Source organism: uncultured Mediterranea sp. (genome assembly GCF_902493215.1).
In the GTDB taxonomy this organism is placed as follows: domain Bacteria; phylum Bacteroidota; class Bacteroidia; order Bacteroidales; family Bacteroidaceae; genus Bacteroides.
Genome location: NZ_CABUOL010000007.1, coordinates 150206 through 174927, shown reverse-complemented (window position 1 = coordinate 174927; position 24722 = coordinate 150206). Strand labels below are relative to the sequence as shown.

The following is a 24722-nucleotide window of genomic DNA, read 5'->3' as shown; positions in this document are numbered from 1 at the left end:
GGGGTATCACTGACGGTTTGATGACTACAGTTCACTCTACAACTGCTACTCAGAAGACTGTTGACGGTCCTTCTATGAAAGACTGGCGTGGTGGTCGTGCTGCTTCTGGCAACATCATCCCCTCTTCTACCGGTGCTGCTAAGGCTGTAGGTAAAGTTATCCCGACTCTGAACGGCAAGCTGACTGGTATGTCTATGCGTGTTCCGACTCTGGACGTTTCTGTAGTTGACTTGACTGTAAACTTGGCTAAGCCTGCTACTTACGCTGAAATCTGCGCTGCCATGAAGGAAGCTTCTGAAGGCGAACTGAAGGGTATCCTGGGTTACACTGAAGATGCAGTTGTTTCTTCTGACTTCCTGGGTGACACTCACACGTCTATCTTCGATGCTAAGGCAGGTATCGCTTTGACAGATACTTTCGTTAAAGTTGTATCTTGGTACGACAACGAAATCGGTTACTCTAACAAAGTTCTCGACCTGATTGCTCACATGGCATCTGTTAACTGCTAATTTACAGTTAGAAAATATTAAAGTATAGGCGGCTTCTGCGGAAGCCGCCTTTTTTTTTGCTCCATCTTTCCACCAGATATCACCCATTGGCAGCACCTTAACACCATCGGATCCGTGAAGGACAGCTATCCAAACTTCTCCACACAATTATTCTCAACCGAAGAAATACCTACTTCACATCTCCAACAGCCTACCTTGGCAAAACTACACTCATAACTAGGAATCAGCGGAACATTGCTCCCCTGCCGAGGCATCCGATACTGTCCCTTCTAAAGCATGTTTCTGGACATATTTACCAAATAAGATTACAAAACATTTGTTTTTCACATTCTTTATGCTGAAATTTGAAACACAAATATTCAACAATGAAAAAAGTGTATACCATAGTAACACAAATGGGAGATTATGTCTTCAGTATCTTGCAAGCTTCAGCCATTTCTCTCTCTTCTACGAACATTTTACCATATAATGGGGGGGGATTCAAACTTAAAATATTATTTCTTCTATTTCCTTTTATCTTCTTCTCTTGTGGAAGAAGCGAGAAGGACATGCAGGAGGGTATTATCATAGATACAGCTCTCAATACCCCCAATGAAATCAAACTATCCTCTTTAGTGGATTCTATTACTTATACACCTCTGGAAACAAAGGACAATCTACTAATTGGACAGGTTACCAAAATGCTTGTTTCCGACAGGTTCATTTACATCTTTGACGAAATATCCTCATCCCTCTATTGTTTCGACCTCAATGGTAAACTTGTGAAGAAAATAGGGAATAAAGGAGTAGGACCTGGAGAGTACACCAGCATTGACGATTTTGATATATACAACCAAAGGATATACCTCTTCGACTGTAATCTACACAAACTATTCGTTTACAACAATAATGGTATATTAGAGAAAGAAATAAAGACCAACTATTGGGCAGAAAGCATTCATGTCATTGACAATTCATGGATAGCTTTGTATGGTGGATATAAAGACAATGCCCCATATAAGGAAAACGGAAAGACGCCCAACCTTCTATTTCTGAATATTCATAATGGGGAATCAAAGTCTGCAGCATTTTTCGATTCGCAAATTGAAATGAAAGAAGTGTGTGGTTCATATAAACTGTTTACCGACTTCGGAAACTTCCTCTCACCACTGGAGAACCGGATTTATCAATTGGACAGCAAACTGAACTTGAATGAAAAGGTCTCATTCTCATTAAGTGAATCACAAGAAAATATACAGAACATTTATCTTCAAAAAATAAAGAATGAAAAAATAGACGTTGGTCAAGTAGAAGAATTGATACAAGGCTTTCCCATGTGGGTCAGTATCAATGAAACGAATGATTATATAGTATCTGTATATATGGTTGAGCATAAACAATCCGTCATCTTTTACAACAAAAAGAGTGGAGAGGTTATCAAAGGGCAAAGTGATTCAGGGAAATTGCCTGTCATCAACGATATAGACGGCTTAGCCCAGTTCATCCTATACACTTCACATGGTGATATGTTATATAGTCTTGTACAACCTTATGCCATTGATAAAGACAAAGTATCATGGGCAAAAGACATTGAAGATGAAGACAACCCGATTATTGTAACAATGCACATTAAAAAATAATCCAATTATGATGTCATATTCACATTGCAAAGCAATAGAACTCTTCACATTATCATTTCTGATTATACTAATCTCATGCCGTCCGTCTTCAACCAACAATCAGAATAACCGGGCAAATATCAATCTAAGCGCTCCCGTCCAACAGGACTTGAATATGTCAACATTCATAAGTGACATACAATATGTCCCCTTGGAAACCACAGATGAGAATCTGATAGGTAACATAAACCAGCTCCTGCTTACAGATGATAAAATGATTGTAGTGGATCAGAAAACTGCTTCCATATTCTTCTTTGACCATAAAGGAAAATATCTGTATAAAATTGCCGAACAAGGCATAGGACCCGGCCAGTATACCCAAATAAACGGAGCCGCTATAAATCACAAAAAGAAAGAGGTGTATGTTTTGGATAGAAAAAAAGTCCATGTATATACTATGGAAGGAAATTTTGATAAAACAATCCAATTGGGCTTTCTTGCAAATGACTTTATCTGTGCAGATCATTCCCTTGTCTTCTATTGCGACTATGGGCGGAACAACCATATCTCCAAAGACAATCAAACTCCCTTATTGGCCATATATGATTTACAAACATCAGATACTCATTATTTCCTCTATCAGGACTCGTCCATCGACCTGGTAGAGATAATCGACTATCATATGCTCCGAAATTACTCCGGTCGAGAAGAAGGTATACTGACTTTTCCACTTTCAGACGAAGTGTACCAACTCACTTCAGATGGCGTTTCACCCAAATACTCCATTGATTTCGGAAAAGCAAACTTAGAAAAGAAGAAAGCGCACCTGTCTATGTTAAAAGAAGAAAGATTAAGCACGGAAGATGGTTTGGAAGGCGGAAAGGGTTATCCTGACTTCTGGGAAATACAAGGATGCCTGGAAAGTGACAGTGTGTTGTTTATCGGATATAACAATTACGCAGAACATAAAACAGGAGTATATCTGCGGGACAAAAGAAGTAACAAACAATTAAGTGGCTATTCTTCAAATGGCTGGGTGATCAAGAATGATATCGACAAGGGATACCCTTTACTTCCCCTTGCCTTGGAAGGAAGTAAATTTTATACGATTGTCCCACCTTTCTATCTGCAGGAAATGAAAAGTGAGAATCCCCAATTAAGAAATATCATAGAAAATTTAACAGGGGAGGAAAATCCGATTTTAATGGTTTCGAGTGTGAAAATCGATTAAGCACCTATATAATAAAATGTTTCAGCTCCGTTCAACATAACAGGACGAAAATATCATCCTAGGCTTAAAACAAGCCTGACGGATATGTAACAATGCGCCATAGAGTAAAAATGGCTATAATAACAGAACCAGCTCAAGCCATTTGCATAAACAGTTAGAAATTATTAAAGTAAAGGCGACATCTGTAGCAGTCGCCTATTTTTTTTGCACTTTTGCATGTTATAATGAAGGAGTTTTATGCTATCAAGTAAAAAGACACCTGCGATTGTTTCATTTTGATACCTAATTAATGATGCAAGTTCAGAATCCTTTTTTTGAAAATATCCATACACCCCACGGCACCGTCCCCTTCGACCGCATCGCCGTGGAGCACTATGCCCCCGCCATCCGCCGGGGTATCGAATGCCAGAACGAGGAAATAGACACCATCGTCAACAATCCCGAACCTGCCACCTTCCACAACACCATTCTGGCTTTGGAAAAGTCGGGTCAATTGTTGCATCGCGTGGAAGTGGTGTTCGACAACCTGCTCAGCGCCGAAACCAACGACGCCATGCAGGAACTGGCCAAGGAGTTGATGCCGCTGCTGAGCGAACATGCCAACAACATCACGCTGAACGAACGACTCTTCGAACGGGTCAAAACGGCCTACGAGCACCGCAACGACGAACCTCTGACTGCCGAACAACGGAAACTGACGGAAGATACTTATGAAGGATTTGTGCGCAGCGGAGCCAACCTGCAGGGGGCCGACAAGGAGAAATATCGTGAACTGTCGCGCCAACTGAGCCTGCTGACCCTGCAATTCAGCGAAAACAATCTGAAGGAAACCAACGACTACCAGCTGGTGCTGACCGACGAATCCCAACTGAAAGGCCTGCCGCAAAGTGCCATCGACGCTGCCGCCGAAACGGCTCGCGAAAAACAGCAGGAGGGCTGGGTCTTCACCCTGCACGCCCCAAGCTATGTGCCTTTCCTGACCTATGCCGCCGACCGCGACCTGCGCAAGGAAATCTACATGGCCTATAACACCAAGTGCACGCACGCCAACGCCTGCAACAACCTCGACATCGTGAAGCAGCTGGTCAACACCCGCCTGGCCCTCGCCCAGCTGTTGGGATATAAAGATTATGCTACCTACAAGCTGGAGCGCCGCATGGCACAGAACAGCGCCAACGTCTACCACCTGCTCGACCAGCTGCTCGAAGCCTACAAACCGACGGCACAAAAGGAATATGCCGAAGTACAAGCACTGGCCCGCGAAGAACAGGGAGCCGATTTCACCCTGATGCCCTGGGACTGGGGATACTACTCGCAGAAACTCAAGGACCGCAAGTTCAACCTCAACGACGAGATGCTCCGCCCTTACTTCGAGCTGGAGAACGTCAAGAAAGGCGTGTTCGGCCTGGCCACCCGCCTCTATGGCATTACGTTTCAAAAGAATCCCGACATTCCCGTCTATCACAAGGATGTGGAAGCCTTTGATGTATTCGACAAGGACGGCAGCTTCCTCGCCGTACTCTATACCGACTTCCACCCGCGCGAAGGAAAGCGTTCGGGTGCCTGGATGACCAGCTACAAAGAACAATGGATTGACGAAAAGACAGACGAGAACAGTCGTCCGCACGTTTCGCTGGTAATGAACTTCACCAAACCCACACAGGACAAGCCTGCCCTCCTCACCTTCGGAGAAGTGGAAACCTTCCTCCACGAGTTCGGCCATAGTCTGCACGGCATGTTTGCCAACACGACCTACGCCAGTCTGAGCGGTACCAACGTCTACTGGGACTTTGTGGAATTGCCCTCACAATTCATGGAGAACTTTGCCGTTGAAAAGGAATTCCTGCACACCTTTGCCCGCCACTATCAGACAGGCGAACTGATTCCCGACGAGCTGGTACAGCGCATTGTGGATTCGCGCAACTTCGACGCCGCCTACGCCTGCCTGCGCCAGGTCAGCTTCGGCCTGCTGGACATGGCATGGTACACCCGCACCACGCCCTTCGAAGGCGACGTGATGGCCTACGAGAAGCAGGCCTGGGCACGTGCCCAAGTGTTGCCATCGGTCGAAGGCACCTGCATGAGCACCCAGTTCTCGCACATCTTTGCCGGAGGCTATTCGGCCGGTTACTACAGCTACAAGTGGGCCGAAGTGTTGGATGCCGACGCCTTCTCACTTTTTAAAAAACAGGGGATTTTCAACCAAAAAACAGCCTTTTCCTTCCGCGAAAACATACTTTCGCGGGGAGGAACCGAACACCCCATGACGCTCTACAAACGCTTCCGCGGACAAGAACCGACAATCGATGCATTATTAATCAGAAATGGAATAAAGAGATGATGAAAGAAAAATTGTTTGCCTTATTGGCTGTCATCCTGCTGCTGGCCGGATGCAACAACGAAGACGATGTGCTGGAGATATTCACAGGCAAGGCCTGGAAACTGACCTACATTTCCACTGAGAACTCACACAAGCAATACAACTTCTGGAGCAACGACCAAGAGTCGGAAGAAAGCTTCAAAGCACTGAAGGCATCCGGCACCTTTACCGTTTCCTTCGAAGGGACAGACCTGAACGGCGCCATCGGCGGAACGTTCAATGCCAAGGCCATCACCGCCACCGTCAACGGCCAATGGAACGCCAACGGCGAGAACCACGAAATGCAGACCAGCAATACGAAGGTGAGCTCGTCTGAAAAAGACAAGCTGGCCCAAGCCTTCATCACTGGCTTGCAGAACGCCACCCGTTACGAGGGCGACAACAGCAACCTCTATATCTACTACGAAGATAAGGACGGAAGCATCAAACGAATGAACTTCAAAGCACAATAAATAAAGGAAAAAACCATGGATCACAAAGCCAAACAAGAAGCATTGGACAAACGCTACATACGGATGGCGGGCATCTGGGCGGAGAATTCCTATTGCAAGCGCCGCCAGGTAGGTGCGCTCATCGTCAAGGACAAGATGATTATCTCGGACGGCTACAACGGTACCCCAGCCGGATTTGAGAACGTGTGCGAGGACGACAACAACATCACCAAGCCCTACGTACTCCACGCCGAAGCCAATGCCATCACCAAGATAGCACGCTCCAACAACAGCAGTGACGGCGCCACCATGTACGTCACCGCCTCACCCTGCATCGAGTGTGCCAAACTCATTATCCAGGCCGGCATCAAACGGGTGGTCTACTCCGAGAAATACCGCCTGGAGGACGGCATCAACCTGCTCAAACGCGCAGGTATCGAAGTGGTATACCTATCGGCTACCGAAGAACAGACAGAAACGATTAAACAATAACATAACAGTATGAGTACAAAAGGCTCTTCCCGCTTCACGCCCCTCATCATTGCCATCAGCGTGGTAGTGGGAATATTGATCGGCACATTCTATGCCAAACATTATGGAGGAAACAAGCTGGGCATCATCAACGGCTCGTCCAACAAGCTGAATGCCCTGTTGCACGTCATCGACGACCAGTATGTAGACACCGTAGACATGGGACAGCTGGTGGAAAAGGCCATGCCGCAGATTCTGGCCGAGCTGGACCCCCACTCTACCTACATCCCCGCCCAGAAGCTGGAGGAAGTCACTTCTGAACTGGAAGGCAGTTTCAGCGGTGTCGGCATCCAGTTTACCATTCAGGAAGACACCATCCACGTGAACAGCGTTGTGTCGGGCGGACCGGCCGAAAAGGTCGGCATCATGGCCGGCGACCGCATTGTCATGGTGGACGACAGCCTGTTCGTCGGCAAAGGACTGACCAACGAAAAGGCCATGCGTTCACTGAAGGGTCCCAAAGGCAGCCAGGTGAAACTGGGCATCAAACGTATGACCGAGAAGGAACTGCTTGACTTCGTGGTAACCCGCGGCGACATTCCCCAGAACACCATCGACGCAGCCTATATGCTCAGTCAGGACTACGGCTATATCCAAATCAGTAAATTCGGCCGTACGACCCACGTCGAACTGCTGAATGCCATTGCCCAGCTGAGCCACCAGAACTGCAAGGGTATCATCATCGACCTGCGCGAGAATACGGGAGGCTATATGGAAGCCGCCATCCGCATGGTCAACGAATTCCTGCCCGAGGGTAAACTGATTGTTTACACACAGGGACGCAAATACCCCCGCATGGAAGAATATGCCAACGGTACGGGCAGCTGTCAGAACACACCGCTGGTTGTACTCATTGACCAAGGTTCTGCTTCGGCCAGCGAAATCTTTGCCGGCGCCATCCAGGACAACGACCGCGGTACCATCGTCGGCCTCCGCTCGTTCGGCAAAGGACTCGTACAGCAACCCATCGACTTCAGTGACGGTTCGGCCATCCGCCTCACCATCGCCCGCTACTACACCCCGTCGGGCCGCTGCATCCAGCGCCCCTACGAAAGCGGCAACGACAGCAAGTACGAAATGGACTGGCTAGACCGCTACGAGCACGGCGAGTTCTTCTCCAAAGACAGCGTGAAGCTGGACAAGAGCACAAGCTACTATACATCGCTCGGACGTCCTGTCTACGGCGGCGGCGGCATCATGCCCGACGTCTTCGTTCCGCGCGACACAACCGGCGTGACATCCTATCTGATAGATGTCAGCAACAAAGGTCTGCTCATCCAGTTCAGCTTCCAGTATACAGACCGCAACCGTGCCAAACTAAGCGAATACGAAACAGACGAAGCCCTGCTGGAGTATCTGAAAAAACAGAATGTCACGGAACAGTTCGTAAACTTTGCCGACAAGAAAGGGGTGAAAAGACGCAACCTGCTCATCTACAAATCACGCAAGCTGCTGGAGAGAAACCTGTATGGCAACATCATCTACAACATGCTGGGCAAGGAAGCATACATCCGCTATATCAACCGCGACGATGCTACCGTACAGAAGGCACTTGAAATTCTGGAACGTGGTGAAGCATTCCCCAAGGCTCCGGATACAACCTTAGAAGAAAAAGAGACAAATGATAATCGGAAAAAAAGAACTGCGCAAGTATATAGCAGAACTGAAGACCCTGCACGCCACTTCCACTACGCAGCAATCTGCTGAAATACTGGAACGGCTCGAAACACATCCCCTGTTCCAACAGGCACAGACCGTACTGATGTACCACTCCCTGCCGGATGAAGTCGACACCCGCGACTTCATCCGCCGGTGGTACACTTCCAAACGTATCCTGCTGCCGGTTGTGGTGCAGGACCAGCTCGAACTGTATACCTACAACGGACCGGAACACATGAAAACAGGAGCCTTCGGAATCGAAGAACCCACCGAAGGACGGTTTACCGACCTGCGCAAGATAGACCTGGCAGTGATTCCCGGCGTCGCCTTTGACCACCGAGGCAACCGTCTGGGGCGTGGAAAAGGATACTACGACCGCCTGCTTCCCTATCTGACCGCCACCTACAAGCTGGGCATCTGCTTCCCCTACCAGCTGCTGGGCAACATACCGACCGAGCCCTTCGACATCCGCATGGACGAAGTGCTCTACTGATCAGTGCCTCCACCGAACGCCAGCGTCATGTTTTATCTGAAAATAATATTGGTAATGACCTGAGCCCCGACATGCCGGTTCAGGTTACGTACCAGCATTTCGCGTCCCATCATCAGTTCCTGCCGCAAGGCGGCCGACGTGAGCGAGACATAAAGCACCTGGTTCTTGATGAAAAGATCGGTCGTATAGGATGCAATGACCGGCCCCAGCACTTCGGGCCAGGCATTGATGAGCCTGCGCTCGTTCAATGGAGACTCCAGACTCTCCTGCCGCAGGAAATGCTGTATCAGTACACCGATTTGTTCCGCCTTGTTCCGCTTCATGATTCACCCTCCTGCATTTCCGTCACCACTCCCTGCTCAACCCTGAACATCCGGTAGTCACCTCCCACCTTATGAAGAATGTTGTCCAGATGGCCCCGATTGGTATCTGTGATAAAAATCTGTCCGAAACGGTCGCCAGCCACCAACTTGACAATCTGTTCCACACGCGAAGCATCCAGCTTGTCGAAGATGTCGTCCAGCAGTAACAGCGGCACAGTGGTACCCGTACGCCGCAAGAAGTCGAACTGGGCAAGCTTCAACGCCACCAGATAGGTTTTGTTCTGTCCCTGCGACCCTTCACGCTTGATGGGAAAGTCACCAAGAAGCATTTCCAAATCGTCCTTGTGAATGCCATGCAGCGAGAAACCCATAATGCGGTCGCGTTCACGGCTTTCCTTCAGTACCTCCAGCAAGGACGCCCCCCGTGCATGCGAACGGTAGCTCAAACCCACCTGTTCTTTCTCCTGCGAAATGAACGAATGGAAGGACTGGAAGATGGGAATGAACTCGTTGACAAAAGCCTCCCGCTTGCGGAACACCACCTCACCGGCCTGCGCCATCATCTCCTCCCACACCAGAAAAAGTTCCTCTTCAACCGGATGCTCACTTTTCAGCAGCGTGTTGCGCTGGGCCAAAGCCTTGTTGTAGCGGATCAAGGCATCCAGATACTCCTTGTCATATTGCGAGATAACCACATCCATGAAGCGGCGGCGTTCGTCGCTTCCTCCCGCGATCAGTTCCGTGTCAGCAGGCGACACCATGACCAACGGCAGAAAACCGATATGGTCCGACAGGCGGGTATACTCTTTCTTGTTACGTTTGAACTGTTTCTTCTGCCGACGCTTCATGCCACAATACACCTCCTCCGGCGTTCCATCTTCCGCCTCATAAAATCCCTGAATGACGAAGAAGTCGGCCTCGTGACGGATGTTCTGCGAGTCGATGGGATTGCCTGCACTCTTGCAGAAAGACAGAAAATACACCGCGTCCAGCAGATTGGTCTTACCCATACCGTTCTGCCCGAAAAAGCAGTTCAACTTCGGCGAAAAGGCCAGCTCAGCCTGCTCTAAGTTCTTATAATTGAGTATAGAAATGCGTTTCAGTATCATAATTGTCACTCCATTCACCTGCAAAAATAGGAAGATTTTCGGGCTTTTCGGGTACAAAGTAAAAAAAGATGCCGCGAAATTTCGCTGAAAGCTATAAAAGACTTACTTTTGCCATTCGAAATCTCAAAGAACGAATAATAACAAAAAAAGAATCTATAAAAATGGCAGAACAAAAGAAAACAAACGAAGCCCTCAACATGGAAGAGGCTCTGACACAGTCGGAGGACTTCCTCATCAAAAACAAGAAAGCAATTATCGGTGCCGTAGTGGCAATTATCGTCATCGTTGCCGGTGTAGTCATGTACAAACACCTCTATGCGGAGCCCCGCGAAGAGAAGGCACAGGCCGCCTTGTTCAAAGGTGAGGAATATCTGGGAGCCGACGCCTACGAGCAGGCCCTGAACGGCGACAGCATCGGCTATGCAGGTTTCCTGAAAGTTGCCGACGAATTCAGCGGAACAGATGCTGCCAACCTGGCCCATGCCTACGCAGGTATCTGCTATGCACATCTGGGCAAATACGAAGAAGCCATCAAAGCTTTCGAACGTTTCGACGGTAACGACCAGATGGCATCTCCGGCCATGAAGGGTGCTATGGGTAACTGCTACGCTTCCCTCGGCCAGCTGGACAAGGCAGCCGACATGCTCCTCAAGGCAGCCAAAGAAGCCGACAACAATACCTTGAGCCCCATCTATCTGCAGCAGGCAGGCGAAATCCTCGTAAAGCAAGGCAAGTACGACCAGGCTATCGAGGCTTATACGACCATCAAGGACAAATATTTCCGTTCTTACCAAGCCATGCAGATTGACAAGTTCATCGAACAAGCCAAACTGATGAAGAAATAAACCGCTACTCTTATTATATATAAGAAACACCTGTCACGGATTAAACGGAAAACACGGTCAAACTGCAAAGACGCCGTGAGGTTCGTGTAATCCGTGACTTTTTTATTTCAATCTCCAACATACTCACTCTAAAAAAGACAAGATATGGCAACAGCTTATCACAACCTGTCCGAATACGATTTCAACTCCGTGCCCGATGCCTCGAACATGAAATTTGGCATCGTCGTATCCGAATGGAACTACAACATCACCGGCGCCCTCCTGCAAGGGGCCGTAACTACCCTGAAGAAGCACGGGGTCAAGGAAGAAAACATCCTGATCAAGACCGTTCCCGGCAGCTTCGAGCTGACATTCGGTTCCAACCAATTCATATCCCATACCGATGTTGACGCCGTCATTGCCTTGGGCTGCGTAGTTCGCGGCGATACCCCGCACTTTGACTATGTTTGCATGGGAGCAACCCAAGGTATTGCCCAGCTGAACGCAAAAGGCGATGTACCAGTGATTTACGGGCTGATAACCACCAATACGATGGAGCAGGCCGAAGAACGCGCAGGCGGCCGATTGGGCAACAAAGGTGACGAATGTGCAATTTGTGCAATAAAAATGATCGATTTCGCTTGGAGTTTAAAAAAATAGTCGTATCTTTGCACCGCAATTGAGAAACAAAGGTGCTACACCGAGTGAATCAAGAGCGATTGGGCAAATACCAGAGTGGCCAAATGGGGCAGACTGTAAATCTGCTGGCTTACGCCTTCGGTGGTTCGAATCCATCTTTGCCCACTAAATTTGCGGAAGTAGCTCAGTTGATAGAGCATTAGCCTTCCAAGCTGAGGGTCGCGGGTTTGAGTCCCGTCTTCCGCTCTTAAGAAAATCAGATAGTTATCGAAAGATTTCTATCTGATTTTTGTTTTTAAAGGGTGCTAATTCTGCACGGAACTATGGGGTCAACGTAAAAACCTGAGGGATTCGTTGATCAAGCATAAATTTTAGCCAGTCTGAACAAGAAGAAGGCCTTATCCTGGCTCACCCGATTTTTAGTGGAGTTAAATATAAAGTCCAGGCCTAATGAAAAGATGGCAAATACTTTTATGTCAGACATCCCCGGGAAAGCTCCTTTTTATCGACAAGAATAACCTATTCAACTTAATTATCGGTTGCCCAAGATAAGTAGATGTTATATAGCCATTTTCTCTAGCCCAACCTACAGCTTTATTTCGTATTTCATCCGGATAATAAATTGAAATGATTTTCTTGTTTAACAAATTCCTCCACACGTTTTGATGAATGTTAACGTTGTGGATATCCCCAACACGACTAATGCCTAAAGCTATGCATACCGAACTATCACAGAGATCTCCCTTATCATCTATGATATTCATATCAAAATGCTGTTTGATACCATCAACTAACTTTTTAATCTCTAATAAGTCCTTACATAGGTCAAGTTCAATGATTTCTTTCAGTTCTGCATCTGCAGCATACTTATGGAATGTATATTCTGCATCCATCTGTTTTAGCCCAAACGATATAAGAAACTCAAGAGACTGGATTGCCATTTTTCTTGCAATTGTTTCTTGCCTATAAAGACCTTTCTTCTTTGTTACCATAATATCCAACAATTATTTGTTTCCGAATGCAAAATAATAGTCTTTATATGCAATAACGCTGCATATCTGATAAAGAAGTACGATTAATTTTATACTACAACCATGTATGCAGCGTTATTGCATAAATTATATGTACTTTTGTATCATAAATAAAAAGTATTGTACGAATTACAGATGTTGAAGACAATACCTGAAGAATAAATAGTAACATAATTAGCATGATCAGTAAAACTTTTAATCGATATATCTGGTTGCTGAATACTTTACTCCAGCATAAACGACTAACCTTTGAAGAAATTAGCGAACGATGGCAAAACAGTTGCCTGAGTGATGGCAAGCCACTTGCTCTAAGAACTTTTCATGTTCATAGAGATGCTATAGCCGAATTATTCGGAGTTGAAGTGGCATGTAATACTTCTACCTATGAATATTATGTATCATCACCTGAAATTTTGCAAAATGACAGGACTCGCCAGTGGTTACTCAACTCATTCACACTCTCAAACATGATTGAGGCCGGGCATAATATGAAAGACAGAATTCTTTTCGAAGACATTCCCAAGGGAACTGAATATATACAAACAGTAATTGAAGCCATGCAGCAGAGTAAGGAACTCGAAATAGAATACCAGCCCTTCTATGGGCACAGAACTACGTTACACATCCAACCTTATGCAATGAAAGTTTATCATCAACGTTGGTATATTGTTGGATATCTTAAGGAACAGGAAGGAATTCGCAACATAGCTTTGGATAGGACATTGAATATGGAATTTACTACAGAAACATTCCGATGTCCTAATGATTTTAATGCAGAAGAATATTATTCCAATACTATCGGAATCTTTGTAAATGACAAACTAAAACCTCAAAAAGTTGTAGTCAGAGCATATGGTATCCACGTGGAATACATGCGTTCCCTTCCTCTTCACCATACCCAAGAGGAAATAGGCTGTAAACATCAAAAATACAGCGACTTTCAATACTACTTATGTCTTACACCAGAACTTACAAGTCAACTGCTTGCAATGGGTGAAAAAATAGAGGTTCTAGAGCCTGTAGAACTAAGAGAAGAAATCAAGAACAGATTATTAAACTCATTAAGCCATTATAATTATGAATAGAAATAAATATCCTAAAGGAAGCAAAGGTATGATTCAGTGCCTTGTAAAAGAGCACAAATCTCTATTGGACGAAAAACTTGGTGTGAATCTTAGTTGGATTTCCCCTATTGAAGAAAATCAATTCAAAGAATATCAATTAAATGGAGACTTTATATCTACTAAAATAGGACTCCCCTCAAATGCATTCGACAATTTTTGGCCTTCAAGGCAGCCTCAATGGGACGGACTGGCAATGGATGATGAGCATACGCTATATCTAATAGAAGCAAAATCTCATCTTTCAGAAATTAAATCAGGCAATTATAAGCCTAATAACACCAATGAAAAAAAGGATGCCAATTACAACCTTAAAAAGAATGCCCTTATAAATATTAAAAGATATTACGCCCCTGATGCTGACGATAAGCTATGGCTACATCACTACTATCAGATTACAAATCGTTTGGCTTTCCTGCGAAAGATGAAAGAATTAAGTTCTGTTGCCAAATATAAAGATGCCAAATTAATCTTTCTGAATTTTGAGAATGATAGTTCTTGGGAAACAGAAAACAAATCTGTTCCCAAGGATGGATGGAAGAATAAATATAAAAAAATCTTACAGGAATTACGCATATCCAAGGGACAATTGCAAAATGAAGGAGTACTGATTATTGATATTGACGGCTCGAATTTCTAATAAGAATCATGTCATACAGTATCAGCTATTAGAACCAATAAATATTAGATGTAACGCATATGAACAAAAGAAGTATTTCTGATAGTTTTCTTGAGCGATTAAAGAGCGGTGATTTAAAAGCAGTTACAGAGTATGTAAGAATTGACCCTTATCTTGATTTGGAACTGAGAGGAAATTGTATCATGGTTTATTATAGAGGTGGAAAGATTCTTACAGTAGACCAAAACGGAATTTTTACAGGACTGGCAGATCAATACTATCTACCAACTCATACAAACAGAATTTTACCTACTGTTGAGCATATTCACGACTATTTTGCTCATGCAAAACATATAGTGGATATTCATGAAGCCTCCAAAAGACACAGAAATTCTGGTGAAAAAGAAATGCAACAAAGGGTTGTATATGAAAATAATTTGTCTGTCAATGCCTGTAATACCGACTATTTCATTGCTGATATAGAATGGGAAGACAACAAAGTTTTGGATGGTCGTGCAGACATCATTGCCTTCCGTTGGAATCATATGGAGCACCGTAACCATATCGTACAACTAACTTTGATAGAAGTAAAACAAGGCGCAACGGCTATAAAAACAGATAAAAACAACTCACCAGGATTAAAGAAACATTACGAGGACTTTCTCGCGTTTAAATCAAATCAGGTACATGTCAACAGTGTAGCTAAGGATATGCTTCTTGTTCTAAAGCAGAAGAAAGAGTTAGGTCTTATTGAAGGTTTGGATAAGCTATTTGAGAAAGGTATTATTAAAAAAGATGCCTTAGGCAATGAAGTGAAACAATATATAGAAATAGATCCGGAAATAGAAGCCGAACCGGATTTTCTGTTCTTGCTTTGTAACTATCATCACTATAGTACAAATCTTGAAGTTGAATGCAAAACTCTGCCGGATGAATGTAAATTTATCAATGCATCGTACTGTGGATATGGATTATATAAGGATATGATAAAGACAAACAAAGATTTGAACCCAGATTTCAAATATTAAAGATGAACATTAAAATACATAGAGGCCTTGAGCAGATTGGTGGATGTATCACAGAGATTTTTACTGATACATCCAGAATTTTCATAGACTTTGGACAGAATCTTCCTGGATGTGGGAAGCCTTCTACACCGGAAGAAGACGAGAATTTGGTTAAGACCATATTATCTTATAACAATAAAAAACACGAAGCTATATTCTATTCACACGGTCATGAAGACCATGTGGGCCTATTTGAATATATTCCTAATACAATTCCTCAATATATGAGCGCAGGAACCAAAGAACTTCTTTCCATTAAATATGGTCTATTATCAGAAGGAGCATCACTTAACGTGGACGAACTACAGAAGAATAATTGTTCTTCGGAGGAATATAGTACCGCTGTCAATCTTTACACACAAGCAGAAAACAAATGTAAACTTATTAAACAGATGAGAACCTGGCACAGGACTGCTCCACAAAAAAAGCCTGAAAGCATTATGATTGGTGACATAAAAGTAACACCATTTTTTAACTGTCATTCCATTTATGACTCACACATGTTCCTCATTGAGGCTGACGACAAACGGATTTGGCATACCGGTGACTATCGTGAGCATGGATATATGGGCAAAGGGCTTATTCCTACTTTGAAGAAGTATGCAACAAACATTGATACTCTTATTACAGAAGGAACCATGTTGAACCGGGATGACAAATGCATTCATGAGCGTGAAGTATCTGCGAAGATGACGAACATGATGTGTACTTTCAAATATGTATTTGTACTTGCTTCTGCAACAGATATAGAGCGACTTGCGGCTATTAAGGAAGCTGCAAACAAGTCAGACAAAGCCATATACGTATGTTCAAAGTTTATGAAACAAACAATGGCTTTCTTTACCGAACAAGAAAAGGAACTCTCCCGTGGACTGTTTTCATTCCATCCTAAATTCTACAGCCAACGTCTATTGAGAAGTATAAAACGAAATGGCATGGTCATGATTACAGGTTCATCACAAAAGAACCATATCAAGGAAATTATCAAAGAATTACCTCAAGAAGAAACACTGCTTATTTACTCATTATGGGACGGTTACTACAAAAACTTAGAACAGATTAAGGAAAACCCTGTATATAAGGAGTTTCGTGAAATGTTTTATAATGTAGTTGATATACACACATCAGGGCATGCGGACCGTAAAACAATAGAAAAAGTTATCAGAACAATTAACCCCAAAAAGATTATCTGCATTCATAAGGAAGCCGATGCCGAATTATAAATTCCAAATAATTTATTTTACAATCAGTCAATGAAAATATTACAAATATCAGATACCCACAATAAACATCATTTACTGGTTAATCTTCCGGAAGCTGATGTTATTGTTCATTGTGGCGATTTTACCGATAATGGCACAGAAAAGGAAGTTCTTGATTTCCTTAATTGGTTCATTATGCTTCCTTATAAACACAAGATATTCGTTACAGGGAATCATGATACATGCCTTTGGGATGCAGAAGCCATTGAAGACTTACCGAAAAACGTTCACTTCCTTCAGGATAGTGAATGTAAAATAGAAGGCATAACATTCTTTGGACTGGCATACAATCATTCCGAACAAGTCATTCCTCCTGATGCAGATGTATTGGTCAGTCACGAACCGCCATTTATGATTCTAGATAAGGATAATAATATCCATTGGGGAAATGCCGATTTGAAAAAAAAGATATTGGAGGTCAAACCTCGCTATCACTTTTTTGGCCATATTCATGGAGCTTACGGTACAGAAAAACACCATGGAATCGTCTTCTCAAATGCCGCATTATTTTATGAATCTTTTCAAATGGAAGGTAATTTCCATCGATTGAAATATAAACCAAAGATATTTGTTTTGTAAATTGATATATTGTAGGACAGAATGAATACATAACACAATTTTATTCTCCTGCATTCTCTCGGTTACCAGTTGTATTTCTGCCCACTTTTCCTTATCTTTGGAACAGTTAGAAACCAATCGTACGAACCATGGAAAATTTCGATTACTCTGTAGTACCCCGCGGATTCGGCCATTGTATGGCCAGCTGCCCGCAGGCTGCGACCTGCCTGCGCCACATCGCCTATGAACACATGCCTGCCGACAAGGCTTTCGTCTGGATGCTGGTGCCGCACATGGCCGGGCAGGCGCAGGGAAAATGTAAATACTATTGTCCCAACACCAAGGTGCGCTATGCCAAAGGATTTGCCCGAATCATCGACGAGCTGTCGGTGAAGCAGGCGGCTGCTTTCCGAGAACGGATGATAGGAAAGATGGGAAGAAAGAACTATTACGCCTCGCGCAAGGGAGACCGGCTGCTCCCGCCCGCCGAACAGAAGCAGGTACGTTCCGTACTCCGCTCGCTGGGAGCGCCGGACGAGAATTGTTTCGACGGCTACACCGACTGCTTTGTCTGGGAATAAACGACGGACTTCCCTGCCCTCACGGCATGTTTCCGCGTGTTTCCGCAGGGGGAACTCCGTTTCCCCTATAAGGAAACGGTCGTTACCATTGAAGGGAACGACCGTTACCATTGAAAGGGAACGCCTGTTTCCTTTAAAGGGAACGGGCGTTTCCTCGTAGGGGAAACGGGGAAAGGCTGTTGCATTCCCAGTTTCCCAGCAGATGTTGGATGATTATCTGTCTATCCGCACAGTCACCGGCTTGCCGCTATACATTCCTTGTGGCAGGGCTATCCGTATGTCACGGCCGTTCCACTTCAGAGCTAACTCCTTCAGGGAGGCGTCCATGCAGGCATCGGCCACGGTGACGAAACAGCCCTCCTCCGTCTCGCGGAGCACAAGGGCACAGGGGGCAGATACTTCCAGCTTCAGTCCCTTGGCCTCCAGAGCCGGCGCTTCGGGATAGAACACGGCACCGATGACTTTGCGGTCGGCGGAACGGACTGCCTGTACCAGCGTATCGTTGCGCAGCACTTCGAAGGGAAGCTTGCGGGCGGGTTCGCCCTGACCCAGATAGACCGCATAGCCGTAGGTGTCGGCCACAGGCGTACGGCCGTGGTCGGTCCACAGACGCAGGATGGCCACTTCGGCGGGAAGGTCTTTCCGCTGACGGTTCTGCTCGTTCATCCTGGCCCAGTCGGCAGGACGGTTCTCGCAGGTTACGTGCAAGTCCGACTGGTAATCCGGCAGGGCACGGTAGGCAAACTGGCCTTCCTGAACAATCCAGGCATTCTTCAGCTGGCGGGCGTCGAGCGTCGTCACGCCCATGGGCAGCGGTTTCTTCCGGCCTTTCTCCAGCAGATACACGGACGACGTTCTTGCCGTCTGGTCCAGTGTCGTTCGGATGTTTCCCTCCTGCTCCGGTTCCAGGTTGGTGACTCCGGCTCCAAGGGCCACTAGGTAGTCGCCCAGAATAAAATACCCCTTGTAGGCCTTGAAGCCATACAGCAGCGCGTTTTTCTTCGGATGGCCACCTTTATAGTCAGGATTTTCCTTATCCGGCCCGTACATCTTCTCAAAGATATATCCGCCGGCCGCATAGTCGCCGCCGTCGGCCGCTCCAGCCGCAAAGTTATGACGGCTGCAATAGCCCCGCCAGTTGGTCACGGGTACCAGTCGGTCCATGCCCTCACGGGCCGTCACGCCCGGCGATGCCGTCACGTCCCATCCGCCCATGATGCGGAAATATTCGTCGCCACGGCGCTGGAAGAGCGTCATGCCGTCGGTGGGATAGAAGTTGTAGTTGTCGGCAAAGTCAGCGCTCTCCAGGCCGTCACAGCGCACGGAAGCCATGTTGACCATCAGGTGGTAGTCTGCCGTATGCTTCATCAGGTCGTCGTTGTTGAAGAACCAGCGCGTACCCTGATAGACGCCGCCGGCGTATCCCTCCATGCGGATACGTCTGGCTTCCACTTCGGCCAGAAGCTGTTCCAGTTCGGCCTGCTCGGCGGGAGTGAATGATTCCTTCCAGTTATCCACCACGTCGCGCAGCATGTTTCGGTAGGGTATGGCACTCTCCTTGTCGCAATAGACATACGAACCGCGGTCGAGGCACGGCAGACGGTAACCGTCGCGGTAATACCAGCTGCCACCGCGGAAGAAGGTCATCAGGGCCTCGGCATTCTCGCGGCTCAGGTTCTTGGCCCAGGGCGTACCGCGAAGAGTCTTCAGCATATCCAGCGCCGCCGATGTGCCGTGAATGGGATATCCCCAGATGAGGCACTGCATGCCGTGTCCCCATCCGGCTCCGTCGGCCGTAAAGCCTTCGGTCCAGAAGGCATCGCTGTAGGTAGTCTGCGACGTTACGCTGATGCCGCGCTGGCATACCTCGGCCAGCACATCGAGCATCGGCACCGAACTGTACATGGCGGCCACCGGAAGCAGCGAACGGTAGGCCAAAGCATTTCCGCCTACCCACCAGACGTGGTTGCGGAAGCGTTCCACCGACACTACATTACGGTCCGTAGCGTCCCGACGCAAGGGTTGCGTATAGGCCTGAAGGCCGAGTACCTTCAGCATGTCGCAGGCCGCCCGCACTTCGGCACCGGCTTCTCCGCGCTCGGCCCGGTCCATCTCCTCCATGCAGGCAAAATAGATGTTGACCGCCGCCGTAGGGATGGCAAAGCAGGAAGCGTGGAAGCGGGGCTTGTCGTTGGAGCGGGCTATCTCCAGATTGCCGTAATGTACCACCGCCCGTGAAAGGCGGTTCAGGAACTCGGTATCTTTCTTCAGACTGCCTCTCCGCGCGGCTTCGGCCAGGCGGTACACACGGTTCAGCGCATCGGCGATGAAGATACCTGCCCGGTCGTCGGGCGTATTGGCATATCCGCGGTTCCAGACGTTCTCACGGTTGTACTGCTCTTCCGTCGGATTCAGGTCGGAAAAGGCTCCGTCCTCGCCCAGCAAAGCATACATCCGTGCTGCCTCGGCCTCATCCACCGGCTTCACGGCCCGATGGGGATGACGGAAGAAGTAGTCGCGAAGCTTGCCTACGGCTTCTGTCTTCTCGTCGGCCACACGCTCGCGGGCTTCCCGATAGTAGCGGCGGTAGTTGGTGAAGGCAAACTGGGCCTCGGCTTTCCTGACTGTAAAGTCACTGACACGCACACGGTTCTCCAGCAGACGGAGGGCAAAATAGCCGTCGGCCTGCCCTTTCTCCAGAGGATGGCTGAAAAGCACTTCGCCGTCAACGGCATAGGTGGTGCGCCCATCTGCTACCGTAATCACCACCTCGTACCAGCGGTTGGGGCTGAGCAGATGCGGCTCGTCCGTATACTCCTTGAGCAAAGGCTTCACCCGGTCGTCTCCCTGTCCGTAGTATTCACCGTGGTATACGCGGAAGCGGGTCGTGCTGTTGTGATTGCCGCCATAACCGACGTAGAAAAGGTTCAGCGTATTGTAATTCTTGAAGACACCCGCACGCCACTTTCCACGCGCATAGATATCGTCGGGATGCTCCGGATCTGCGGCTCCCCAGAAACAGTTCATGTCACTCAGGCGGTCGTACCGTCCGCCATCCATTACCACCTGTATGCGGTAGCTTATTTCATAGTTGCCCGTCAGACGCTCGTCATACCAAAGCGTCAGGCCGTCGGGGGCGACAATTTCCGTCACACCGTCTATGGCTGTCATCCGGAATTTCCCGGAGGCGTCTTCGGCCACCCATTTTCCGGCATCCAGTTCCGATGCTACGGCCAACAAAGGCATCAGAAGCATCCACAGTCCTAAAAGTCTCAATCTGTTCATGGAATTTCGTTTTTTCATAAATAAACCAAAGCCGGCAGCGATACGTACCTTCGTCCGTATCCGGCTGCCGGCTTCGAATATCACCTACATTCTTTCTCAATACTTATACTGCAAAGCCTTGTCGTAGTTTCCGCCCTTGACGGGAACCAGTGTAAAGCCCCAGGTGTAAAGGCGGTTGGCAGGAATGGTGTAGCCCGGCTGTACCTTGGCTCCCCAACTGTCGTATCCGGCCACACCTTGCTGCTTCATGTCCAGGCAGACTTCCACGAAATCGCGCGGAACAATGTCGTTCACGTGGGTCTGGCGGCGCATGACGTTGCGGGCTTCGGCTTCATTCTTATTGGCAATCTCCTGCGGAGAGCGGTTGCGCCACTGGTAAGGATGCGAAGATTCTTCGCTGTCGAAGTCTTCCACCGTATTGCGCAAGGCATTGAAACCGATGGTGCTGTCTGCCACTACCAGCAGGCCTTTCCGCTTGCCGTCTGAGAAGGCCACCCAACGCGTATCGGTACGGTGGCCGTTCTCCTGCGGACGTACGTAGCGGACGTACATGTCTTCGGCAGTCGTCGTATAGCGGCCAATCATGGAACCGGCATTGCGGTCGATGTAGTTTTCTTCAGGACCACGGCCGAAGTATTCTACCTGATGCAGCGAGGCCGGCATCCGGAAACGTACACCCAGACGGGGCAGTTCGAGCTGACTGCCGTCTGCCTTTTTCTTGCCCGGTGTATAGGTTGCCAGATTGGTGTCTTCCAGCACTTCGGTCTTCACAGCAGCAGCGTTGGTAGGAGTGAACTTCAACGACACGTTGACCACGCCGTCCGGATAGATGCGGTAGTTCACAAAGTATTCGTTTCGGGTAGGCAGGTCATAGACCACGCTCAGGATGCGGGTGTCACCGTCTTTCTTCACATCAGCCGAACTGATGCGGAAGTCATGACTGGCCTGCTTCCATATCTGCAGACGCTTGGGGTTGCTGTTTCCATAATCGTTGTCATTGGGCGCACGCCAGAAGTTGGGCTGGATACCGAATCCGTCGGACACATATTCCATGCCGTCCACGCAATAGGAGGTCACCTTGCCCGCTGCCGCATCGAACACAAAACGCACTTTGGACGAAGAAATCACAATGCGGTCGCCCTCGCGGCTGTCTGTCAGCTTCGGTCCCGATGCCTTGTAGGCCAGTTCGGGCTGTGCGGCCGACAAGCGGAACTGCTCGCAGGCCACTTCATAGCCTTTGGGAACCAACGGCTCGGCCAGGCGTGTCACCACACCGAATCGCACGAAGCATTCCGTCCCTGCCTTGAGGCGGAAGCCCGATACCGGAACGGTGAATTCGGCAGACTGCTGCGGTGCCAGGGCCATGTTCAGACGGCCTTTCTTGCGGGTCTCTCCATTGACCTGCACTTCGTACAGAATGTCGTAGTCTTTCAGATCCGTGAAATAGAAACGGTTCAGCACACGGAATTTGCCTGCTGCGGCATCCACTGCCTCGAAAGCCACGTTCTGATGGGCGTATTTCACTTCAGCCATGGCCGGATGCGGTGTGCGGTCGGGAGCTACCAGACCGTTACAGCAGAAGTTACCGTCGCTCGGCATATCCACACCATAGTCACCTCCGTAGGCCCAATAGGGACGGCCGGCCGCATCTGTCTCCAGAATACCCTGGTCCACCCAGTCCCAGATATATCCGCCCTGCAAGTTGGGATACTTGTAGATTTCCTTCCACTGGTCCCACAGGTTACCGTTGGAGTTGCCCATCGCATGCGAATATTCCGACGGAACGACCGGACGGTCCGAACCATTCGCACCGATATAGCCCAGCCATTCGGCACTGGGATACTGGGGCACGTACATGTCGGAGTTCCACTCCCACTGGGCACGTTCGTAGTTCACGGGACGGTTCATCAGGTCTTTCTCCCGTTCCTTCACCCACAGGTAAGTCTGGTAGAAGTTATATCCGTTACCGGCTTCATTACCCAGTGACCAGAAGGTTACGGAAGGATAGTTCTTGTTGCGCTCATACATGTTCTCCGTACGGTAGAAATGGGGCTTCAGCCATTCGGGGTTGTTGCCCAGCGTTCCCCCCTTGCGCAAGTCGTAGAACATGCCGTGCGACTCGATGTTGGCCTCATCATATACATACAGGCCGTATTCGTCGCACAGTTCATAGAAACGGCGGTCCTGCGGATAGTGGCTCAGGCGCACCGTGTTGATGTTGTGACGCTTCATCAGCTCGAAGTCTTTCCGCATCAGCTCCTCGGGTACGTAGTGTCCCGTAGCCTCGTTGTGCTCGTGGATGTTCACTCCCTTGAGTTTCAACGGCTGTCCATTGATGAGCAGCACGGTATAGGGCTTTCCGTTCTTGGCCAGCTGGTCAATCTGCTTGATTTCGATGCGACGGAACCCAACGTGGAAGGGAACGATTTCGGTCACCTTTCCGTCTTCCTCGACCGTCATCAGCAGTTTGTATAGGTTGGGGTGCTCCGCAGTCCATGTCTTCACACCGGCCAGCGTTGTGCTGAAGTCCACAGTCTGTACACCACCGGCAGGCAGGCTGCACTCCTGAACCGCATTTGCCACCGAACGGCCTTCGGCATCGAGCAGCTCGTAACCCACCTTTACAGATTTCTGTCCGGCTGCCCGGTTTCTCATGTCCACTGCCAGGCGGAAGATACCGTCCTTGTAAGTGTCGTCCAGGGTCGATATAACCCGGAAATCCTTGACAGCCACCTTAGGCTGTGCATAGAGGAAGACATCGCGTTCGATACCGCTCAGACGCCAGAAGTCCTGACACTCCAGATACGAACCCGTGCTCCAACGGAAGATTTTCAGCACCAGGCTGTTCTTGCCCGGCTTTACATAAGAATTGATCAGGAATTCGGCCGGATTCTTGGAATCTTCGTTATACCCCACTTCCTGTCCGTTGATATAGACATAGACACCCGACTTGGCTCCGGCCAGATGTAGGTAGACATCCCTTGTCTGTAACCACTCGGCCGGTATATCTATCTCGCGTCGGTAGACACCCACCGGAATATCGTCAGGCAACAACGGGGGCTGAGGGTCACTGGCCTTGAACTCGAACCACTGGTTGGTATAGATGGCCACGCCGTGTCCCTGTACTTCCCAATTGCCCGGCACCTGAATGTCACACCACCCTGCCAGGTCTGCTGAAGCCGAAGTCACATCGGCAGGCAGCCTGCGATGGGAATCGGAGTACAGGAACTTCCACGTTCCGTTCAGCAGCCGGTAGAAACGGCTGTTCTCGTATTTACCACTCAGGGCGGCCTCGCGGTCGTCATAGGTCATGAACGACGTTCGGGGCGCCTCCCGATTGACAGATACCGTCTGAAGGTCCTGCCAATAAGGCACTTTCGGTTGTTCCTGCTGCGCCGCAAAGCTTTCTGCCGAAGCCAAAGCCAAGCCGCAGCCGACAACGCATGCAAACATCTTGTTTCTCATGTTACT

At 48.0% G+C, this 24722-nt stretch carries 20 protein-coding genes, 2 tRNA genes and 2 pseudogenes; 18 read left to right on the top strand and 6 right to left on the bottom strand.

Annotated elements, in window-relative coordinates; all coding sequences use genetic code 11:
• From RDO88_RS06605 to RDO88_RS06570, 8 genes and pseudogenes are all read left to right on the top strand, one after another.
• A pseudogene (locus RDO88_RS06605) lies at positions 1-509 on the top strand (type I glyceraldehyde-3-phosphate dehydrogenase); the annotation flags it as partial.
• A 365-nt stretch (positions 510-874) separates the two neighbouring features.
• Positions 875-2128 carry a 6-bladed beta-propeller gene (locus RDO88_RS06600; RefSeq protein ID WP_307758618.1) on the top strand — a complete coding sequence of 418 codons (1254 nt, stop codon included), beginning with the start codon at positions 875-877 and terminating at the stop codon, positions 2126-2128.
• A gap of 7 nt (positions 2129-2135) precedes the next feature.
• A complete protein-coding gene (locus RDO88_RS06595; RefSeq protein WP_307758617.1) occupies positions 2136-3338 on the top strand; it encodes a 6-bladed beta-propeller in 1203 nt (400 codons plus the stop codon).
• Positions 3339-3627: 289 nt separating this feature from the next.
• The gene (locus RDO88_RS06590; RefSeq protein WP_307758616.1) at positions 3628-5679 is read left to right on the top strand and encodes a M3 family metallopeptidase; all 2052 of its coding nucleotides are present in this window, start codon (positions 3628-3630) and stop codon (positions 5677-5679) included.
• Entirely contained in the window at positions 5676-6170 is a 495-nt protein-coding gene (locus RDO88_RS06585) for a DUF4847 family protein (protein WP_307758615.1), read from the top strand. Before RDO88_RS06590 ends, RDO88_RS06585 begins: the two co-directional genes overlap by 4 nt.
• Positions 6171-6185: 15 nt before the next feature.
• Positions 6186-6641: a deaminase gene (locus RDO88_RS06580; protein WP_307758614.1), complete on the top strand. Its 456-nt coding sequence runs from the start codon at positions 6186-6188 to the stop codon at positions 6639-6641.
• A gap of 9 nt (positions 6642-6650) precedes the next feature.
• Positions 6651-8387: a S41 family peptidase gene (locus RDO88_RS06575; protein WP_307758613.1), complete on the top strand. Its 1737-nt coding sequence runs from the start codon at positions 6651-6653 to the stop codon at positions 8385-8387.
• Entirely contained in the window at positions 8302-8832 is a 531-nt protein-coding gene (locus RDO88_RS06570) for a 5-formyltetrahydrofolate cyclo-ligase (RefSeq protein ID WP_307758612.1), read from the top strand. Before RDO88_RS06575 ends, RDO88_RS06570 begins: the two co-directional genes overlap by 86 nt.
• Before the next feature lie 32 nt (positions 8833-8864).
• Here RDO88_RS06570 and RDO88_RS06565 read toward each other — a convergent pair whose 3' ends face one another.
• Complete coding sequence (locus RDO88_RS06565) at positions 8865-9155, bottom strand: DciA family protein (RefSeq protein ID WP_307758611.1); 291 nt, start codon at positions 9153-9155, stop codon at positions 8865-8867.
• Positions 9152-10264, bottom strand: a complete 1113-nt coding sequence (gene recF, locus RDO88_RS06560; protein ID WP_307758610.1) for a DNA replication/repair protein RecF — start codon at positions 10262-10264, stop codon at positions 9152-9154. The genes RDO88_RS06565 and recF overlap by 4 nt, the downstream gene beginning before the upstream one ends.
• 161 nt (positions 10265-10425) lie before the next feature.
• Between recF and RDO88_RS06555 the strand changes: the two genes are divergently transcribed.
• From RDO88_RS06555 to RDO88_RS06540, 4 genes are all read left to right on the top strand, one after another.
• Positions 10426-11109, top strand: a complete 684-nt coding sequence (locus tag RDO88_RS06555) for a tetratricopeptide repeat protein (protein ID WP_307758609.1) — start codon at positions 10426-10428, stop codon at positions 11107-11109.
• Between the two features lie 144 nt (positions 11110-11253).
• The gene (ribH, locus tag RDO88_RS06550; protein ID WP_307758608.1) at positions 11254-11748 is read left to right on the top strand and encodes a 6,7-dimethyl-8-ribityllumazine synthase; all 495 of its coding nucleotides are present in this window, start codon (positions 11254-11256) and stop codon (positions 11746-11748) included.
• Between the two features lie 61 nt (positions 11749-11809).
• Positions 11810-11892 (top strand) — tRNA-Tyr (locus tag RDO88_RS06545).
• Between the two features lie 8 nt (positions 11893-11900).
• Positions 11901-11973, top strand: a tRNA-Gly gene (locus RDO88_RS06540).
• Positions 11974-12203: 230 nt separating this feature from the next.
• On the opposite strand, the gene RDO88_RS06535 is transcribed toward RDO88_RS06540, so the two are convergent.
• A complete protein-coding gene (locus RDO88_RS06535) occupies positions 12204-12719 on the bottom strand; it encodes a hypothetical protein (protein WP_307758607.1) in 516 nt (171 codons plus the stop codon).
• Positions 12720-12937: 218 nt separating this feature from the next.
• Here RDO88_RS06535 and RDO88_RS06530 point away from each other — a divergent pair, with 218 nt between their 5' ends.
• From RDO88_RS06530 to RDO88_RS06505, 6 genes are all read left to right on the top strand, one after another.
• Complete coding sequence (locus RDO88_RS06530; protein WP_307758606.1) at positions 12938-13843, top strand: WYL domain-containing protein; 906 nt, start codon at positions 12938-12940, stop codon at positions 13841-13843.
• Positions 13836-14519, top strand: coding sequence for a hypothetical protein (locus tag RDO88_RS06525; RefSeq protein ID WP_307758605.1), 684 nt, complete (start codon positions 13836-13838; stop codon positions 14517-14519). The genes RDO88_RS06530 and RDO88_RS06525 overlap by 8 nt, the downstream gene beginning before the upstream one ends.
• A gap of 59 nt (positions 14520-14578) precedes the next feature.
• Positions 14579-15526 carry a hypothetical protein gene (locus tag RDO88_RS06520; protein ID WP_307758604.1) on the top strand — a complete coding sequence of 316 codons (948 nt, stop codon included), beginning with the start codon at positions 14579-14581 and terminating at the stop codon, positions 15524-15526.
• Between the two features lie 2 nt (positions 15527-15528).
• Positions 15529-16788, top strand: a complete 1260-nt coding sequence (locus RDO88_RS06515; RefSeq protein WP_307758603.1) for an MBL fold metallo-hydrolase RNA specificity domain-containing protein — start codon at positions 15529-15531, stop codon at positions 16786-16788.
• A gap of 30 nt (positions 16789-16818) precedes the next feature.
• Positions 16819-17406, top strand: coding sequence for a metallophosphoesterase (locus RDO88_RS06510; RefSeq protein WP_307758602.1), 588 nt, complete (start codon positions 16819-16821; stop codon positions 17404-17406).
• A gap of 128 nt (positions 17407-17534) precedes the next feature.
• Positions 17535-17966, top strand: coding sequence for a DUF6078 family protein (locus RDO88_RS06505; RefSeq protein ID WP_307758601.1), 432 nt, complete (start codon positions 17535-17537; stop codon positions 17964-17966).
• 213 nt (positions 17967-18179) lie between these two features.
• Here the strand turns inward: RDO88_RS06505 and RDO88_RS13540 are convergent, their stop codons facing one another.
• From RDO88_RS13540 to RDO88_RS06490, 3 genes and pseudogenes are all read right to left on the bottom strand, one after another.
• On the bottom strand, positions 18180-20420 hold the full coding sequence (locus RDO88_RS13540; RefSeq protein WP_374043910.1) for a polysaccharide lyase family 8 super-sandwich domain-containing protein: 2241 nt from the start codon (positions 20418-20420) through the stop codon (positions 18180-18182).
• Between the two features lie 174 nt (positions 20421-20594).
• A pseudogene (locus RDO88_RS06495) lies at positions 20595-21212 on the bottom strand (DUF6250 domain-containing protein); the annotation flags it as partial.
• 135 nt (positions 21213-21347) lie between these two features.
• Positions 21348-24716: a glycoside hydrolase family 2 TIM barrel-domain containing protein gene (locus RDO88_RS06490; RefSeq protein ID WP_307758600.1), complete on the bottom strand. Its 3369-nt coding sequence runs from the start codon at positions 24714-24716 to the stop codon at positions 21348-21350.
• Between the last annotated feature and the right edge of the window lie 6 nt (positions 24717-24722).

Bases quoted from the DNA above. Each gene is read 5' to 3' on its own strand.
- RDO88_RS06580 (WP_307758614.1), top strand. From the start codon at position 6,186: ATGGATCACAAAGCCAAACAAGAAGCATTGGACAAACGCTACATACGG.
- RDO88_RS06575 (WP_307758613.1), top strand. From the start codon at position 6,651: ATGAGTACAAAAGGCTCTTCCCGCTTCACGCCCCTCATCATTGCCATC.
- RDO88_RS06530 (WP_307758606.1), top strand. From the start codon at position 12,938: ATGATCAGTAAAACTTTTAATCGATATATCTGGTTGCTGAATACTTTA.
- RDO88_RS06585 (WP_307758615.1), top strand. From the start codon at position 5,676: ATGATGAAAGAAAAATTGTTTGCCTTATTGGCTGTCATCCTGCTGCTG.
- ribH (WP_307758608.1), top strand. From the start codon at position 11,254: ATGGCAACAGCTTATCACAACCTGTCCGAATACGATTTCAACTCCGTG.
- RDO88_RS06490 (WP_307758600.1), bottom strand. From the start codon at position 24,716: ATGAGAAACAAGATGTTTGCATGCGTTGTCGGCTGCGGCTTGGCTTTG.
- RDO88_RS06570 (WP_307758612.1), top strand. From the start codon at position 8,302: ATGATAATCGGAAAAAAAGAACTGCGCAAGTATATAGCAGAACTGAAG.
- RDO88_RS06505 (WP_307758601.1), top strand. From the start codon at position 17,535: ATGGAAAATTTCGATTACTCTGTAGTACCCCGCGGATTCGGCCATTGT.
- recF (WP_307758610.1), bottom strand. From the start codon at position 10,264: ATGATACTGAAACGCATTTCTATACTCAATTATAAGAACTTAGAGCAG.
- RDO88_RS06590 (WP_307758616.1), top strand. From the start codon at position 3,628: ATGATGCAAGTTCAGAATCCTTTTTTTGAAAATATCCATACACCCCAC.
- RDO88_RS06510 (WP_307758602.1), top strand. From the start codon at position 16,819: ATGAAAATATTACAAATATCAGATACCCACAATAAACATCATTTACTG.
- RDO88_RS06520 (WP_307758604.1), top strand. From the start codon at position 14,579: ATGAACAAAAGAAGTATTTCTGATAGTTTTCTTGAGCGATTAAAGAGC.
- RDO88_RS06515 (WP_307758603.1), top strand. From the start codon at position 15,529: ATGAACATTAAAATACATAGAGGCCTTGAGCAGATTGGTGGATGTATC.
- RDO88_RS06600 (WP_307758618.1), top strand. From the start codon at position 875: ATGAAAAAAGTGTATACCATAGTAACACAAATGGGAGATTATGTCTTC.
- RDO88_RS06595 (WP_307758617.1), top strand. From the start codon at position 2,136: ATGATGTCATATTCACATTGCAAAGCAATAGAACTCTTCACATTATCA.
- RDO88_RS06535 (WP_307758607.1), bottom strand. From the start codon at position 12,719: ATGGTAACAAAGAAGAAAGGTCTTTATAGGCAAGAAACAATTGCAAGA.
- RDO88_RS06555 (WP_307758609.1), top strand. From the start codon at position 10,426: ATGGCAGAACAAAAGAAAACAAACGAAGCCCTCAACATGGAAGAGGCT.
- RDO88_RS06525 (WP_307758605.1), top strand. From the start codon at position 13,836: ATGAATAGAAATAAATATCCTAAAGGAAGCAAAGGTATGATTCAGTGC.
- RDO88_RS13540 (WP_374043910.1), bottom strand. From the start codon at position 20,420: ATGTATGCTTTGCTGGGCGAGGACGGAGCCTTTTCCGACCTGAATCCG.
- RDO88_RS06565 (WP_307758611.1), bottom strand. From the start codon at position 9,155: ATGAAGCGGAACAAGGCGGAACAAATCGGTGTACTGATACAGCATTTC.